At 34.4% G+C, this 17415-nt stretch carries 14 protein-coding genes and 1 pseudogene; 9 read left to right on the top strand and 6 right to left on the bottom strand.

Features of this window, described 5'->3' with window-relative positions:
- Window positions 1–2 precede the first annotated feature (2 nt).
- Genes NSS97_RS27600 through NSS97_RS27590 form a run of 3 tightly spaced genes read right to left on the bottom strand, consistent with a single transcriptional unit; the run spans window position 3 to window position 3962 of the window.
- Window positions 3–1835, bottom strand: coding sequence for a DUF2194 domain-containing protein (locus NSS97_RS27600; RefSeq protein WP_341114575.1), 1833 nt, complete (start codon window positions 1833–1835; stop codon window positions 3–5).
- Complete coding sequence (locus tag NSS97_RS27595; protein ID WP_002035014.1) at window positions 1819–2739, bottom strand: tetratricopeptide repeat protein; 921 nt, start codon at window positions 2737–2739, stop codon at window positions 1819–1821. The genes NSS97_RS27600 and NSS97_RS27595 overlap by 17 nt, the downstream gene beginning before the upstream one ends.
- Entirely contained in the window at window positions 2739–3962 is a 1224-nt protein-coding gene (locus tag NSS97_RS27590; protein WP_044438341.1) for a GAF domain-containing protein, read from the bottom strand. The genes NSS97_RS27595 and NSS97_RS27590 overlap by 1 nt, the downstream gene beginning before the upstream one ends.
- 297 nt (window positions 3963–4259) lie before the next feature.
- Between NSS97_RS27590 and NSS97_RS27585 the strand changes: the two genes are divergently transcribed.
- Window positions 4260–5078, top strand: a complete 819-nt coding sequence (locus NSS97_RS27585; protein ID WP_016096433.1) for an endo alpha-1,4 polygalactosaminidase — start codon at window positions 4260–4262, stop codon at window positions 5076–5078.
- Window positions 5079–5195: 117 nt separating this feature from the next.
- Here NSS97_RS27585 and NSS97_RS27580 read toward each other — a convergent pair whose 3' ends face one another.
- A complete protein-coding gene (locus NSS97_RS27580; protein WP_002192217.1) occupies window positions 5196–5597 on the bottom strand; it encodes a hypothetical protein in 402 nt (133 codons plus the stop codon).
- Between the two features lie 523 nt (window positions 5598–6120).
- Here NSS97_RS27580 and NSS97_RS27575 point away from each other — a divergent pair.
- A complete protein-coding gene (locus tag NSS97_RS27575) occupies window positions 6121–6711 on the top strand; it encodes an AmiS/UreI family transporter (protein ID WP_002068662.1) in 591 nt (196 codons plus the stop codon).
- Between the two features lie 43 nt (window positions 6712–6754).
- Window positions 6755–7699 carry an NAD-dependent epimerase/dehydratase family protein gene (locus NSS97_RS27570; RefSeq protein ID WP_200891920.1) on the top strand — a complete coding sequence of 315 codons (945 nt, stop codon included), beginning with the start codon at window positions 6755–6757 and terminating at the stop codon, window positions 7697–7699.
- Between the two features lie 88 nt (window positions 7700–7787).
- On the opposite strand, the pseudogene sodA reads toward NSS97_RS27570, so the two are convergent.
- Window positions 7788–8413: pseudogene (gene sodA / locus NSS97_RS27565) on the bottom strand (superoxide dismutase [Mn]).
- 218 nt (window positions 8414–8631) lie between these two features.
- Between sodA and NSS97_RS27560 the strand changes: the two are divergent.
- Together NSS97_RS27560 and NSS97_RS27555 are read left to right on the top strand one after the other, a co-directional pair.
- The gene (locus tag NSS97_RS27560) at window positions 8632–9702 is read left to right on the top strand and encodes a nitric oxide synthase oxygenase (protein ID WP_044438343.1); all 1071 of its coding nucleotides are present in this window, start codon (window positions 8632–8634) and stop codon (window positions 9700–9702) included.
- Window positions 9703–10064: 362 nt separating this feature from the next.
- A complete protein-coding gene (locus NSS97_RS27555) occupies window positions 10065–11633 on the top strand; it encodes a BCCT family transporter (RefSeq protein ID WP_044438345.1) in 1569 nt (522 codons plus the stop codon).
- A gap of 119 nt (window positions 11634–11752) precedes the next feature.
- Here NSS97_RS27555 and NSS97_RS27550 read toward each other — a convergent pair whose 3' ends face one another.
- On the bottom strand, window positions 11753–13051 hold the full coding sequence (locus NSS97_RS27550; RefSeq protein ID WP_044438347.1) for an MFS transporter: 1299 nt from the start codon (window positions 13049–13051) through the stop codon (window positions 11753–11755).
- Window positions 13052–13379: 328 nt separating this feature from the next.
- Between NSS97_RS27550 and lytS the strand changes: the two genes are divergently transcribed.
- From lytS to lrgB, 4 genes are all read left to right on the top strand, one after another.
- Entirely contained in the window at window positions 13380–15149 is a 1770-nt protein-coding gene (gene lytS, locus NSS97_RS27545; RefSeq protein ID WP_002130152.1) for a two-component system sensor histidine kinase LytS, read from the top strand.
- Window positions 15127–15867 carry a LytR/AlgR family response regulator transcription factor gene (locus NSS97_RS27540; protein ID WP_002130151.1) on the top strand — a complete coding sequence of 247 codons (741 nt, stop codon included), beginning with the start codon at window positions 15127–15129 and terminating at the stop codon, window positions 15865–15867. Before lytS ends, NSS97_RS27540 begins: the two co-directional genes overlap by 23 nt.
- A gap of 133 nt (window positions 15868–16000) precedes the next feature.
- A complete protein-coding gene (gene lrgA / locus NSS97_RS27535; RefSeq protein ID WP_341114565.1) occupies window positions 16001–16432 on the top strand; it encodes an antiholin-like murein hydrolase modulator LrgA in 432 nt (143 codons plus the stop codon).
- Between the two features lie 34 nt (window positions 16433–16466).
- On the top strand, window positions 16467–17159 hold the full coding sequence (lrgB, locus tag NSS97_RS27530) for an antiholin-like protein LrgB (protein ID WP_341114564.1): 693 nt from the start codon (window positions 16467–16469) through the stop codon (window positions 17157–17159).
- Window positions 17160–17415 lie beyond the last annotated feature (256 nt).

Genomic DNA, 17415 nt, shown 5'->3' with positions numbered 1-17415 from the left:
TGTTATGCTCCTTTAATTGGAATCGTAGCGCTGGCTTTCGTTAACGTAATGCTATAAATTTGGGAATCAAGCTTTTTAACCGTACCGTAAGAGAATGAGCCAGGTTGTATTTTCTTACCTTCTTCTACATGTATAATTGTTGAAGTATGGTTTGGTAACCCTTTATATGCAATGTGAACAGCATCATCTTCATAAGAAACATCTAGGTCACCAGTTTGATAAATTTTCATAGAAGCAGTTGCTTCACTTTGGGTCATACTTTTTATATAAGGATATCTTTCTCGTATTTCTTTAATTGTCTTTTTATAAGCTTTAAATAATTCTTCCCATGTTAAATTACCTGAGCGTTTTTCATCAAGGATATCATCTGGATGGACGAAATGTGAGATAACCCCTAAATTTGCGGTAACATCAGTTAAGATAAATTGCTCTTCATCTGTGATAGCATAGCCGCTCGTAATGCGCGGGAAGTGATAAATGTTTTTATTATGTTCATCTGGTCCAAATTCTTGAATTAAACTACCGTTACTTTTACTTCCCACATATAGAGAAGCAACTGTTTCCATAGTTGGAACCGCGTCGTTTAATGCACTTAATCCAGCTGTATTTATAATATTGGATGGTGGTACATAGGTTTTTAATTTTTCGTTTGGAAAGAAGTTATACACGAGTTTTTGCAGAGCATCTAAGGAGCTCTCCATATCCTCTTTTGAATTCCATGGAACATATTCAAGTGCTTTATCTACTGGATCTGGTGGTAATAATAAAGGTTGATGGTTATAGCCATGAATGCCTATTTCCCCGCCGTGACTTAGTAATTCTCTCCCAAATAATAAATAGGTATTTCTATTTTTACCTGTGAAATCTTCAAAGGGTGGCGTTACTTTATTTTGGTACGTCCCAATGGCAACACCCGTATATTTAATATCAAGATCTTCAGAGATATCCTTCATATTTTTCCACCAATGTTTTTTATAAAATTCTTCAACAGAAATTTTTTCTTTCGTTAAGTTTTTTAGTTCTCCACTTGGAATCGGAGATGGGAAGTCATCGATATACATAATCTCCGCTCCAAGTTGTGCTGAAGCGAAAGTCGGGAAAATAGTACCCAGTGATTGAACGAACATACCTCTACCTAATTTATCGTTCAATGCTGTTGTATTCCAATATAAGACTTTTCCTTCACCGTAGTCATTGGTCCAAAGGATGGGAGTATCTTCCGCTGTAATCCAAGTATTAGTTGTATTCTCATCTAGCGTAATATTCATTGAGCTATGAGTAAACAATGGAGAAGAACTTGAGAGATCTGGATAACCAGGGAATAAAACTTCTTCAAAGGTTAATCCTTTCGCATCTTTGAAACCTTCTTTTTGGGTAATACCAAATAATGTGTTCCAGGAAGGATCTGAATCAAGTCGGTTTGCGATAATAATTCTTCCGCCCATTTGTACAAAATTTTGAATATCAGCTTGTGGAAGTTGCTCCATTATTTCACCTGTAATAATAATCCCTGTATAGGGAGAGGGAGTAAGTCCCTTAATTTCATTAGCTGTAATATCTTTATAGTGTAGGTGTGCGTAATCCATTGCCTTCTTCGTATTAAATTCGACTTGTTGCCCTAATGTATTATCCGTTTTTAAAACGTATAATTGCATTTTTTGTCCATTTTGAGCTACATCTTTTGCTTTGAGTGTTTTAACAGTATCTGTTTCTTTAGTTTTAGGAACAGAAAACTTTTGATAAAAATTTTCTGTTCGATATATAAGGATGGATAAAATTAAGAGAAATAAAATGATACTAATAATCCCGATATATATATTAATCCCCTTTTTCAATGTGTGCGCCTCCAAACTGCCTTACAAATAATTGATATTTACGCGGTAGTATATGAACTCTTTTTGCATCTGTTAGATTATTGATTAAGTTATAGAGCTCGTCCCATAACTGTTGCTCATAATATATTTCAAGTAAACCAACGTAACCGTAATATGATTCAGGATAGAAATGAATAAGATTTAAAAATTGTTCTTCAGACTTTGCATATTGTTTTGTGTGTAGAAACAGATTTCCAAGATGGAAAGGGTAAAGAGGTTCGTTAGGGAATAGTTCTACACCTTGTGTAATAAAATTCATAAATTCAGCGATTATTTTTTCTTTTTGCTGATTAGAAAGAAGACCACTGTTTATATATCTTAAATAGTTAGAAACCAATTCTTTTGCAATTTCATTTTGTGGATTTTGTAGAAATTGCTTATTTAAGTATTCGATTTGTTTTTCGTACCGTTCATTTAGTAAATTAATAGTAGTTGCTGCGTAATGCACAGTTTCAGGATCTTTATGGTGAATGGCTTCTTTCAATAAGCCTCCTTCATTAGCAATAGAGGAGGAGCTTAACTGTACAATGAGTTGTTTATGTAATTCAGGCTTATCTAGTTCTAATCCAGAAGAAAATGAAATTAAGTCCATATCTTGTTTTGCTGATTCCAAAATATCCTCGTAATTATCAACGTGAAAGGCAACATAATCAGAGTATTGCTGTAACCACTCGGTTTTGGAACGTCTTATATTAAGTAATAACATGATTGCTGATACAATAAGTCCGATAAGCGGGAAAAGAAGAGATAGAATCAAGCAAAATTCAATAATTCCTTTTTTATCTTTAGTAATCAAACTTTTCGTAAATCGAAATAAAAGAAAAACCAAAATAACATAAATAAAATAAAGAAGGAGTAAAATCATTAGACTATCACTCCTTTAGAAGAAAGAGCGTTTTGTATACGAGTTTGAACTTGTATACAAAAATGTTCTTCAGTGCCAGGTAATAAAATCATGATTTTCTGCTCGGTCGTACTATAACCGAATATATCGATATCTCGCAAATGGTCTTTTAAAATAGAATTTATCATTCCTAAATAATCTTGTGGAGCATTGAACTCAAAATAGGAATATGGATAAGATAGTGTTTCGTAACGTTTCTTTTCTATTTTTAGTAAATGTTTAAATTCATCTTCATAATAAATGCTTGTTTTAGGGAATGTGCGATCCTCTTGACTGGATAGCCAAAGATTAGAAGCGTTTTGTAAACGATCACCCATCCAGCGTAAATACCATGTGAAAAGTTCGAATTGCTCAGAAGTTACTTTTGAAAATTCGATTTCGTCTAATATAATGACGTATTGTACATCATCTTGGAATAGGACGGGACCAACTAAAAGTGGAGCGTCTTGAAAATCCTCATCTGTACGGAAAAAAGGTCGATTATGCGCTAGCGCATTTTTGATGACTAAGGAAGCGTTTTTAACGAAAATAGATTGAGATAATGTATTTTTACCAGTTTCAGCTCTTAATTTAATACGAAGCGATTGTTTATTGTTATCAACGTGATAGATACCAATTTTTTTTGCTCCAAAATACATTTTTAATACATTCATTCCTTCATCGAGTACAATTTCAGGATGTGTATGATTTAAAGCTTTAAACATATGATACATTTTAGATAAGTGGTTATTTGATTCAAGTACACGAGAACGTAGTGTAATACGTGTTTCATCCAATTGTTTCACGACATATTTTAATTCTTTATTTTCAGCTTTCAACTCATTATTTATCATATGTACATCTTCATAACGTTCTTTTTGTGCAGTGCTCATCAGTCCACAGCATAAACTAATAACAAGTAAGAAAATCCAACTTATCCAGTAATCTAATGAATAAAAGTACAGTAATACATCATTTTCTTTATATATACCGCTTATGAAAATATAAATCATTGCTTCCAGAAAGGCAAAAAGGGCAATAGATATGCCATACCGGCTAGAAATAATTAATGTAATAAATAAGAGTAGGAAGTATTCATACGTTGGTGTAAGAAAATCAGTTAGTATTGATAGAAAAAATAGTGCAATAAAGAGAATCGTAGGTTCAATCATCTTTTGGAATATATTAGATTGTCTATAGTGCATAAAAAAAACCCTTCTTTCGTTTACAAATTTAATTTTGAGGAATAGTACACTGAAATAAAATACATAATTTAAAAGAATTATTTTAAGATATATAATATATAAAGCCCAAATCATTTTATCAACAGAGATGTAGTAAATTCAAGTGAAATAAATTCTAATTTCTGTTAATTTATTTCATTTATTGGAATTTTTATAAAAAATCGAGTTTGAAAAAATGTAGAATGTTATGGTATTACTATATTTGTATTAACATTTAAAACAATAGAAAATTACAGTTGTATAGGGGGTAATATTATTATGGAGTGGAAACGTTCCGTATGCTTTTTAGCTATATTTTCTTTTATTTTTTCCTCAAGTACATCCGCACAAGCAAATGTTGTGGAACCAGTTTTAAAAAATGTACGAAGTTATAAAATTTATTATGGTGAAGCAAATGAGCAAGTAATTGAGAGACTTTCAAAGTATGATATGGTTATTATAGAGCCATATGCATTTACGAAAGAACAGGTTCAGCAATTAAAAAAATCAGGAACGGTAGTTCTTGGCTATGTTAGTGTTTTAGAATTAGAATCGTGGCATAAATCGCAAGTAGTTGAATCAGACTATTATTATAGAGATGGTAAGAAAATGAAGATTGAGCAGTGGGATACATATATTATGAATTTAGCTGATGAACACTACCGTGGGATTGTTGTGAATAAGGTGAAACAGCAAGTTATTGGAAAAGGAATAGATGGGGTGTTTTTAGATACAGCTGGTGATATTGATGACTATTTTTATGATCAGCCGTCTACACAAGGGAAATTTCGAGAAGCATATGTAAATTTATTAAAAGAAATTAAAAGTGTTGATTCCAACCTGCTTCTTATACAGAATTGGGGATTTGACACAATCAAAAATACATCCTTGAATTTTATACATGGTGTATTGTGGGAAGACTTCAATAAACAAGTTATTGCGAAAGATGAATGGAGTCAAAATTGGATGCGTTATTTTAAACAACAAAGCAATAAAATTGTAACGTTTACCGTGACCCCAGATAATGTATCTAAAAAATATAGTTCTACAAATGGATTTGTTCCTACAATAAATCCGAATGATATTTATGATAAATAGCAAGTGTTCAAAATGAGAAACTATCAAGATTGACTATCACGCTTTAGGTCAGTAATACGATTATCTTATAAAGATAAATGTATTACTGACCAGCCCCTTTCACATAATAGGGGAGATTTAATGAATTCGAACGAGTTGTTTATGGTATACTGTATTACCTTCTTGGCTTGTATATGGCGGGATACTTCGCCCAAAACAATTTGCAACAATATTGGAGTGGCCAGGATAAGAAATACGAATTTCATACAAATCAATAGAGTCATCTAAATCAGCATAAAAAACTGCTAAGTGGTTGCCTTGTAAAATATATGGGAATGCTACTTCCGTATTTTCACCAATTAGTACAGGTAATTTTACAGGATTAGAATAGTTAGACCAATCCCAAACCTCTATAGTTACATGGTGTGTGTAATATGCATCTAAATTTACAATGTTTACTACTGCTGAAACAGTTGCAGGCTCTCTTGTTAATACACCTGTGGAGTGAAAAACAAAATGATTTGGATAATGAAGAGGTATAAATATCAAACCTTTCTAAATTAATATGAGTGTACGATATTCTATGCAAATAATTAATAGAATGAGATAGGGAAAATGTATCATTCTACTAATTTTTTATAGAAATTCAAAACGTAGTATTGAAAAGTATTCCAACACTTGTATCATTGTTAGAGTACGTTTATAATCAAGGAATCCTATTTCATGTTTTGATAGGGTTATTTATTATTGAAAGCGTTTTAAATTTGTTGTTTTTTAAGGTAGGAAGTCTAACTTATTCAGGTTAAAAATTATGTGTGTAGTTTTAAATAGGAAGAAAAATAATAAAGTGAAACTTTAATCAGTGGGTGGGGGTTGTTCATCCCCACTGATTATTAGCCTTCACCAATCGGGCTTTACGGGCAGTTGATCTCTCACTTAACTTCTTTGCTCTAGCTGAATTTTGAGGTGGGAGTTTTACTGCTCGTTAATGCGGGATAAAGTATCACTTTATATTGTGGGGAGGTTAAAAGTGTGAAAGGGAAAGATTTTCACACGAATATATATGGGTTACGTAGGATTATTACTTTCAGGTGCAGCTTTATTTTTAAATAGTCTTGTCATATTAGGCAAAGTAGAGATGAAAAGTGCAGGTGTCTTTAATTTATTTGTGGGGGCATTACAAATTATCATTCCGTTCTATTTGATTATGATTTCTGATCAAAGTAATTGGACGGTATATTCATATGCGGCTACTTTTTTATTTGGTTTAACTTATTTATATGTAGGCGTTACTTTTATTAAAGGAATGGATAGTAGTGGGCTAGGCTGGTTCTGTATTTGGGTAGCAATTATTGCTTTATTCTATATGATTGTTTCATTTGTTCAATTCCACGATGTTGTTAATGCGTTAACATGGTTTATGTGGGCATTACTTTGGTATTTATTCTTTGTATTAAATGCACAAAAAAAGAATATCAATCAATATCTTGGCAGAATTGCCTTTGTACAATCATGGGTAACATTGACGTTGCCTTCACTCTTTTATTTTATGGGAGTATGGGGCGAGGGATTCATATATGAACTATGGGTTTATGTATCAGTAATTTCTATTTTATATTGCTGCTATTGTATTTTTAAATATCGAGTACGTTAATGTATCGTGTGTAGAAAAAACATGGAATCGTTAAACTGATTCCATGTTTTTTTATTTTAGCGTTTATAATAATAGAGGTAGTATTTTACAATTTGTAAAAACGGGGATGATGAAGGTGAAAAAAGTATTGGTGCTAGGGGGAACAAGATTTTTTGGTAAACATTTAGTAGAAGTACTGTTGCAAGCTGGACATGATGTAACGATTGCGACGAGGGGAGTTACTGAAGATTCCTTTGGAAGTGCAGTAAAAAGACTGATTGTAGATAGAGAAGATGAGAGGCTACTAGAAGAGCGTTTTGAAGGTAAAAGTTATGATATCGTATACGATAATTTATGCTATAGCTCGAATGCAGCGAAGATAATATGTGAAGTGCTAAAAGGAAAAACGAAGAAATACATTATGACATCTTCAATGGCTGTCTATGAGCCTGCGTTAGGCCTATTAGAAGAAAACTTCAATCCGTACGAGTATACAATTACGTATGGAGGTAGGAATGATTTCAATTATAGTGAAGGCAAGCGATTAGCTGAAGCAGTTTTATTTCAACATGCAACATTCCCAGTCGTTGCGGTAAGATTTCCCGTCATTATTGGAGAAAACGATTATACGAAAAGATTACAATTTTACGTTGAACATGTTGTGAAACAAGAGTCTATCGTTGTGGATCATGTAGATGGAGAGTTGTCATTTATACATGAAAAGGAAGCAGGACAGTTTTTAGCTTGGTGCGGGATGGAAAACATAGAAGGGCCAATTAATGCTTGTAGTAACGGGGTGGTTTCTACCAGAGAAGTTATTCGTTTCATAGAAGAGAATACCGGGATAAAAGCGCTCATTCAAGAAGTAGGAGATAATATAGCTCCTTATAATGGAGTGATTAATTGTACATTACATAATGGAAAGGCCCGTGAATTAGGATTCCCGTTCCGAGAGTTGAAATTAGAGACGGAAAAAGTTTTACGTTATTACATAAATACAATGAAATAATCATGAATCCCCCGGTGGCAATCCGGGGGATTCTGGAGGATTTCGACAATACTAATTTTACATTACCAAATTTACCTTATACGCACGACTAATGTGTTTGTGATTGAATTGCTTGTAAATAATTTTCATTTACCCGGTCCCAGTTCACCGTATGCCACCAGTTGGTAACAAATTCTGGACGCCGATTTTGATACTCTAAATAATAGGCGTGTTCCCATACATCGATGACGAGTAATGGAATTTTACCTTCTTGCAAAGGTGTATCTTGATTGGGTGTACTCATAACGGAAAGTTCCTCACCGTCCAGAACAAGCCATCCATAGCCACTTCCAAAACGACTAATGGCTGCTTTGGAAAGTTGATCTTTTAAGTTGTCAAAGGTATTGAAATAATAATCAATTACTTTTGCAACGTCTCCATTAGGCTCACCGCCACCTCGCGGGCTCATTAATTCCCAAAAAGACTATGACAATAATGTCCACCACCGTTATTTCTGACAGCTGTAACAATTTCTTTTGGTAAAGTTTCTAAATTACATAGTAACTCTTCTAAAGATTTATTATGTAATTCCGTATAGTTTTCTAAAGCGGCATTCAAGTTATTTACGTATGTCGCATGGTGCTTTCCATGATGAATAGAAAGCGTGTTGCTATCGATATATGGCTCTAGTTCATCATAGTCATATGAAAGCTTTGGCAATTGAAATGAAGACATAACATTCCCTCCTTTCTTATTAAAAAAGTTGGTATAGGTAAAAAAAATTTACCTGAGTCAAAAGTACACCTATTTTTTATACAAGTCAATAGTAATCTCTTTAATTTTCTGAAAAATATTACAATAAAAGTAACACTTCGACTTTCATTTGTGACTCTTATTCTTTTTGCTTATACTGTAAAGTAGTAACGTTTTGTTGAAATAGAAGGAGATCGTTTATGAGTAAAACGAAACAATTAATAGAGGAAGCGAGTCAGTTTATTACGATTTGCTATAAAGAGCTTAATAAAGAGCAATTCATAGAAGAGCGTGTGAAAGAAATTCAAGTTGAGATAGAGAAGACGGGGACGTATGAGCATACATTTGAAGAACTTGTTCATGGATCACGAATGGCATGGCGCAATAGTAATCGATGTATCGGAAGACTATTTTGGAGTAAGATGCACATATTAGATGCACGTGAAGTAAATGATGAGGAAGGTGTATACAATGCATTAATTCATCATATTAAATATGCAACGAACGATGGGAAAGTTAAACCGACAATTACAATTTTTAAGCAATATCAAGGTGAAGAAAATAATATACGAATTTATAATCACCAATTGATTCGATATGCAGGATATAAAACAGAAATGGGAGTGATTGGTGACTCTCATTCCACTGCGTTTACAGACTTTTGTCAGGAACTTGGCTGGCAAGGAGAAGGTAAGAATTTCGATGTATTGCCACTTGTGTTTTCTATAAACGGGAAGGCACCTATATATAAAGAAATTCCGAGAGAAGAAGTAAAAGAAGTGCCAATTGAACACCCAGAATACCCGATCTCGTCACTTGGAGCAAAATGGTATGGGGTTCCAATGATTTCAGATATGTGCTTAGAAATTGGCGGTATTTCTTATACGGCAGCCCCGTTCAATGGATGGTATATGGGAACGGAGATTGGGGCTCGTAACTTAGCGGATCATGATCGCTATAATTTACTTCCGGCTGTTGCGGAGATGATGAAGCTCGATACATCGAGAAACGGTACGTTATGGAAAGACAAGGCGCTAATTGAATTAAACGTGGCTGTTTTACATTCTTTTAAAAAACAAGGAGTTAGTATTGTGGATCACCATACAGCTGCACAACAATTTCAACAATTTGAGAAGCAGGAAGCGGCATGTGGACGGGTTGTAACAGGTAATTGGGTGTGGCTCATTCCACCGTTGTCGCCAGCTACCACTCATATTTATCATAAACCGTATCCAAATGAAATTTTGAAGCCGAATTTCTTTCATAAATAATAGCTAGTATAGTTTTTTTTCTGCAAAATATAATTTTTTTAAATTACTGTTACGTAGCAAATGGAAGCCTTTACTATCGGCTATTTTTGGAAAGGGCTTTTTGAACCAAGGAGTTCCTTATGTTATAATCAAATTTCTGTTTCGAAGACCTTATAGAAATATAAGGTCTTTTGTTTTGCTTTTTTATGTAATAGGAATAGAAAATTTCTTTTAAGTAAGGGGTTTAGCATATTTTTAGGGACAACATAAGTGTGTAGGAAATTGATGAATTATTATGCTTATATAATCATTGTGTTTTGGGTGTAAACAAGAAAACATAATAAAGTTGTTTTTTTAGATTGCTGAGGAAGGAGGAAGTGTAAATGAGGATGAAGAGTCGAAAAACGGATTGGCCTGTATTTCTTATTAGTGGTGGCTCACTTTTATTATTTGTAATTGCAGTTATTTTAAATAAAAGTTACGTAGAGGGAGCCATTAATAGCAGTTTTGCAGCTTCAATTAAATATTTTGGTGCCTTTTGGCAGGTTTTATTAATTGGTACATTTGTTGTTGCAATGTGTATGGCGTTTTCGAAATATGGGAGAGTTAAACTTGGGGGACTAGAAAAACCTGAGATTAGTACGACAAAATGGCTCGCTATTATTATGTCTACATTACTTGCCGGAGGTGGCGTTTTTTGGGCAGCCGCAGAGCCGATGTACCATTTGATGACGGTGCCACCAATACATGAAGGTATAACTGCTGGAACGAAAGAAGCGGTAATTCCGGCTTTAGCACAAAGTTATATGCACTGGGGTTTCCTGGCTTGGACGATTTTAGGTACAATTAGTGCGGTAGTTATGATGTACGGGCATTATCATAAAGATATGCCTTTAAAACCTCGAACGCTTTTATATCCTATTTTTGGAGAGAAATTGCGAAAGAGTTGGCTTGGAACAATGATCGATGTATTTGCCATTATTGCGGTAGCTGCAGGGACGATTGGTCCAATCGGATTTTTAGGACTACAAGCAAGTTATGGGTTACAAGCATTGTTTAACATTCCTGATGTGTTTACTACTCAATTAGCCATTATTGTTTGTGTAGTAGCTGTTTCTACTATATCTGCGGTAACGGGAATTGATAAAGGGATTCAAATTATAAGTAATTTAAATGTTAGGTTAGCAGTTTTATTAATGGTATTCGTATTACTGTTTGGACCAGGTGGATTTATTATTGATTCATTTGTTTCTTCGTTTGGATTTTATATAAATGAATTTATTCCAATGAGCACATATCGTGGTGATACAGCTTGGTTAGGATCGTGGACAATCTTTTTCTGGGGATGGTTTATTGGATATGGACCGATGATGGCAATTTTAGTGAGCCGAATTTCAAGAGGAAGAACAATCCGAGAAATCATCGTTGCAATTGGAATTATTGCACCTATTATTACAACGTTTTGGTTTACTATACTAGGGGGATCAGGTGTGTTTTATGAGTTAATGAATCCTGGTTCTATCTCGACCGCATTAAGTGAATCTGGTATGCCAGCGGCTATGATTGCAATTACAGAGCAACTGCCACTATCTAATATTATTGGACCTGCATTTCTTTTATTAACAATTTTATTTGTAGTGACAACAGGAGATTCAATGGCTTATTCGATTTCAATGGCAGTGACTGGAGATGGAGATCCTAGAATTAGTTTGCGAGTTTTTTGGTCGCTTATTATGGGCGCAGTTGCGGCGATTCTTTTATATATGGGTGAGGGAAGTATTAACGCCTTACAATCCTTCATTGTAGTGACGGCTGTTCCGGTATCTATTCTGTTATTCCCAATGCTATGGCTAGCGCCTAAAGTCGCAGGGGAATTAGCGTTAAAACAAGGTATTGTAAAAGAAGAAGATAAAACTAGCTTCTTGTTCCAAAAAGCTAGTAAATCAAAATAAATAATTGTATTTATATAAGAAGAGGAAGCATTTCATTTGAGATGCTTCCTCTTTGCTATTTATCCAAATACTTTTCCTGAGGGGACAGTATTTGGATAAACATTTCGTATAGTTTCAATCTATTCTAATACTTTATCTTTCGTCTCTGGGACACATAATAGCATTGTAACTAAACCGATTGGATAGATAATGAAGATGAGAGATAATGCTCCCATTAAATTACCACCTGCAGCAAGTAAGCCGATAATAACAGGTCCAAATCCAGCTAACCCACGTCCTGTACCGAAAATAAAGTTCTCTGCTGTCGAGCGAGCTTCAGCAGGATAGTTTTCAGCTAAAATTGCTCCGAATCCCCCCATCATGCCATTGGCAAAGAATCCAAGCAATGCACTTCCCCATAACAATGATGTTGAGTCTGTGAATAAGAAGAAGTAAATGAGACAGTATATAGTACCACCGACATAATAGATTGTAAAAGTTTTACGGCGACCAATTTTATCGGCTAGAATACCAAAAGTCGCAATTCCAATTAGCATGCCGATCGTAGAGATGAACATCCAGCCGCTCGCTTTTGCTAATGTGTAGTTATATTTATTCGCTAAAATAGTTGGCATCCATGTGAAAATTCCATAATATCCGAAGTTCTGGATGAATGACATAATAATAAGACCAATTGTTGTTATCGTTACTTTTTTATTGGCAAATAACTTTCGAAGTGGGAACTTTTTCATTTGCTTTAGTTGTTCTGCCTCAGTAGTTGTTAAATTACCTTCAGCTTCTTTTTGTAACAATTCTTTTTTGTATCGTTGTTTTTGTTCCCATATTTTCGGTTCACTTAAACTTTTGCGGACGTAAACAGCTAATAGAGCGGGAATGAGTCCAAATAAGAAAACAGCTCTCCATCCAAAATGCGGGACGATAAATGCCGGAAGGAGTGAAGCGACTAGTACGCCAAATTGCCATCCAAGTGCAACAACGGATGTCGCCTTAGCGCGCATTTCTTTAGACCATGTTTCAGTTACGATGGCCATTCCAATTCCGAATTCACCACCAACCCCCATTCCAACTAAAAAGCGAAGAATTAATAATTGCCAATAATCTGTTGCAAAATAAATAAGTGCTGTTGCTAGTGAGAATAGTAAGATTGTGAAGGCCATCGTACGGATACGCCCAAATAAATCAGCAATAAATCCAAATAAATAAGACCCGGTTAGCATTCCTATTGTGGTAGCTAATGTTAAGTTTCCACCTTCAACAGGGCTTAAATGAAATTCTTTTAAAATGTAGACGAGTACGAAAGATAAGAGCAACATATCTAAACCTTCTGCTGCATATCCTAGCGCAGAACCAAACAATGTTTTATATCTTTTCTCTTTCGTTTCCTCTGTTGTTGATTGTACATCAGTAGTGACGTTCATCATTACTCCTCCTTATTTTCTTCTACAGTCGCTATGGAAGAATAACAAAAGGCCTTCTCACCTGATATGATGAGAAGGCCAAAAAAGCATACGTATCCCTAAAAAAGACCATACGTATAGTATATTCCGACTTCCTTCTCAACCTCACGGGGTTGGGTTAAAGGACTGTATTATATTACTTTATTTTTAGCACTCTTCTGTTAGATTGTCAAATAAAGAGGGGATAGTTATGTGTAAAATATTTCAAAAGATATTGCATTCTTCTTGACGCCCACTTCATTATTTTCCCATAATAAAACTAACTAATATAAAAAGGAATGAATCACAGATGCTAAATTTAGTACTTATGATGATTGAACGTGTCGGACTTATTGTTATTTTAGGATTTTTACTTTCTCATATTAAAACGTTCAGGCGCCTTCTTCATAGACAAGATGGGTATGTAGATAAGCTTAAGCTTATTTGTATTTTTTCAGTGTTTACAATTGTCAGCAATTACACAGGAATTGAAATTGCCGGGAATACAATTATGAAAGAAAATTGGCTACAAGGTGTTTCGTCATCTAGTACAATTGCGAATACACGTATTATGGGTGTTGGAATTAGTGGATTGCTTGGTGGTCCTATCGTCGGTATTGGAGTGGGATCGATTGCGGGTATTCACCGTTATATGCTTGGCGGGACGACAGCGCTCAGTTGTGCCATCTCATCAATTTTAGCAGGTGTTATAACGGGGTATATTGGATACATTTTCAAAAAATATAATCGTGTAATCACGCCTAAATTTTCTGCGATTTTAAGTGTTTTTATCGTTACTTTAGAAATGCTTATGATTCTATTAATTATAGAAGATGGACTTAGTGTTGTAAAAACAATTGCGCTACCGATGATTCTTGTAAATAGTTTTGGCAGTTTCATTTTACTTTCGATGATACTAGCTATTTTACGACAAGAAGAAAACGCAAAAGCTTTGCAAACGCATAAAGTATTACGAATTGCTGATAAGACGTTACCATATTTCCGCCAAGGGTTAACAGAAGAGTCTTGTAAACATGTGGCACAAATTATTCACCGCTTTACGGGAACAGATGCGGTATCCTTAACAGATACAGAGGAAATCTTAGCTCACGTTGGATTAGCATCAGATCATCATATTCCTTCACACAGTTTAATAACAGGTTTATCAAAAGAAGTATTAAAAACAGGGAAAATAATGAAGGCAAAATCACGTGAGATTATTAATTGTCAACATGAAGGGTGTCCATTACAAGCGGCAGTTGTTATTCCATTAACTTCACATGGAAATACGATAGGAACATTAAAACTTTATTTTAAAAACCCTAATCAATTAAGTCGTGTTGAAGAAGAGTTAGCGGAAGGGCTAGCGAAAATATTCTCCACACAGCTTGAGTTAGGTGAAGCTGAGTTACAAAGTAAGTTATTGCAAGATGCCGAAATAAAAGCGTTGCAAGCACAAATCAATCCGCATTTTTTATTTAATGCAATTAATACAGTATCAGCTTTATGCCGAACAGATGTAGAGAAAGCGAGAAAATTATTATTGCAGCTTAGCGTTTATTTTCGTTGTAATTTGCAAGGGGCACGACAATTACTTATTCCATTAGAACAAGAGTTGAATCATGTACATGCATATTTATCGTTAGAGCAAGCAAGGTTTCCGAATAAGTATGAAGTGAAGATGTACATTGAAGAGGCACTAAAGGTGACTTTAGTTCCACCATTTGTGCTTCAGCTATTAGTTGAAAATGCATTGCGCCATGCTTTTCCGAAAAAGCAGCCAGTGTGCCAAGTCGAGGTACATGTGTTTGAAAAAGAAGGGATGGTTCACTTTGAAGTAAAGGATAATGGACAAGGGATTGAGAGTGAACGTCTAGAGCAATTAGGAAAAATGGTAGTTCCATCAAAGAAAGGGACGGGAACAGCCTTATATAATATTAATGAACGACTTATCGGGTTATTTGGGAAAGAGACAATGCTTCAAATTGAAAGTGAATTAGAGCAAGGGACAAAGATCCTCTTTGTGATTCCGAAAAAAGTAGAGGAGGAAAAACGGAGTGTTAAAAGTATTAGTAGTTGATGATGAAATGTTAGCACGGGATGAATTGAAATATTTATTAGAGAAAACAAAAGAAGTAGAGATAATTGGTGAGGCGGATTGTGTAGAGGATGCATTAGAAGAATTAATGAAAAACAAACCAGATATTGTTTTTCTAGATATTCAGTTATCTGATGATAATGGATTTGAAATCGCAAATATATTAAAGAAAATGAAAAATCCACCTTCAATTGTGTTTGCTACTGCCTATGATCAATATGCATTGCAAGCATTTGAAGTAGATGCGTTAGACTACATTTTAAAGCCATTTGATGAAGAACGTATCGTACAGACATTAAAGAAATATAAAAAACAAAAGCAAATAAAGTTAGAAACAAAGCAAGATGTAAAGAGTGTAGATGTAACGGCCGAGATGCATAAATTAGCATTACCAATTGAGGAATCAATTGTACTTGTTAACATTGAAGATATTATTTATGTAGGGCTTGTAGATGGGAAAGTAACTGTAAAAACAATGAAAGAAACATATGTAACACATGATACGCTTGTCATTTTGGAAAAGAAATTACCACAAACAATTTTTATGCGTGTTCATCGTAGTTTCGTTGCTAATATTAATCATATTTCTGAGATACAGCCGTGGTTTAATTCGACTTATAACTTAATTATGAAAGAGGGATCCAAAGTCCCGGTTAGCCGTACATATGCAAAAGAACTTAAAAAGCTGCTTCGTATTTAAGAAGCAGCTTTTTGTATTTCGTCTGCCTATTTTTGTAACTAATTTTGTATATTTGACGTTCTGTTATGTAAACGCTTACAGTTTTATTTTTATCTTATACAATAAAGGTACCAAATCGAAAGAGGTGGCCAAAATGAGTACGAAAAAAGTATATAGTTTCTTATCACAAGCATTCATATTTTCAGCTATTATGTTAGTTTCTAATATTATTGCAACGCATTTACCAATTCCGATGCCTTCATCGGTGATCGGATTAGTTATTTTATTTAGCCTATTATGTTTAAAAGTTATTAAATTGGAACAAGTTGAATCACTCGGAACGGCTTTAACAGATATTATCGGATTCCTTTTCGTTCCATCAGGTATTTCGGTTATTAATTCTCTCGGTGTAATGGGACAATATTTTGTACAAATTTTAACTGTAATTGTTGTCGCAACAATTATTTTACTCGCTGTAACAGGATTATTTGCACAATTTATTTTAGGAAAAGACGATAAAGAAATAGAAGATACGAAAGAATTGAAAGTAGTAAATAAAGGACGCAAACACGGAAAAGTTGCGTAACCAATTTAGTATATATTGTTAGGAGGGAATGAACATGGCAAGCACAATGACTCCATATTTCGGAATCGTCGTTTCATTAATCGCATACGGAATCGGAACATTATTATTTAAGCATTCAAAAGGATTCTTCTTATTCACACCATTATTCGTAGCGATGGTATTAGGGATTGTCTTTCTAAAAGTAGGTAACTTTACTTTTGAAGAATATAATACTGGCGGAAAAATGATTAGCTTCTTCTTAGAACCAGCAACAATCGCGTTTGCAATTCCATTATATAAACAAGTTGATAAGTTAAAAAAATATTGGTGGCAAATTTTATCGGCTATTGTGGTTGGATCTATTTGTTCAGTGGTTGTTGTGTTCATTGTCTCAAAAGCAATTGGTCTAGATACAGCTGTAATGAACTCAATGTTACCGCAGGCAGCAACAACAGCAATTGCATTACCAATCTCTGAAAGTATCGGTGGTATTCCAGCAATTACATCATTTGCAGTTATCTTTAATGCTGTTATCGTATACGCATTAGGAGCTTTATTCTTAAAAACATTTAGAGTTAAACATCCGATTGCTAAAGGTTTAGCGCTTGGAACAGCAGGACATGCGTTAGGGGTTGCAGTAGGTATCGAAATGGGTGAAGTAGAAGCAGCTATGGCCAGTATCGCTGTGACAGTGGTTGGTGTCGTAACAGTGGTGGTTATTCCAATGTTCATGCCGTTTATTGGATGATAAAACTTACTAAAAAAAATATAAAAGCAAGTTATTTGTAGGACGGATTTCTACTGATAGCTTGCTTTTTATGTTACAGTAGTGGTAAGACCTATTGAAGGATAAAAGTTTCCTTAAATCTTCATTAATACTACGTATAATGCGTTCTGAAATAGGTCATTGTATTGTAAAATAAGAAGTAACATAATATATAGCACAATTAACGGGTGGTTAGGGTTGAATATAAATTGCTCGCAATGGCTTTAATATTAAAGGA

Source organism: Bacillus sp. FSL R12-0074 (genome assembly GCF_038005725.1).
GTDB classification, from domain to species: Bacteria; Bacillota; Bacilli; order Bacillales; family Bacillaceae_G; genus Bacillus_A; species Bacillus_A mycoides.
The sequence above is the reverse complement of the archived record's forward strand: the minus strand, read 5'-3'. Positions and strand labels throughout refer to the sequence as shown.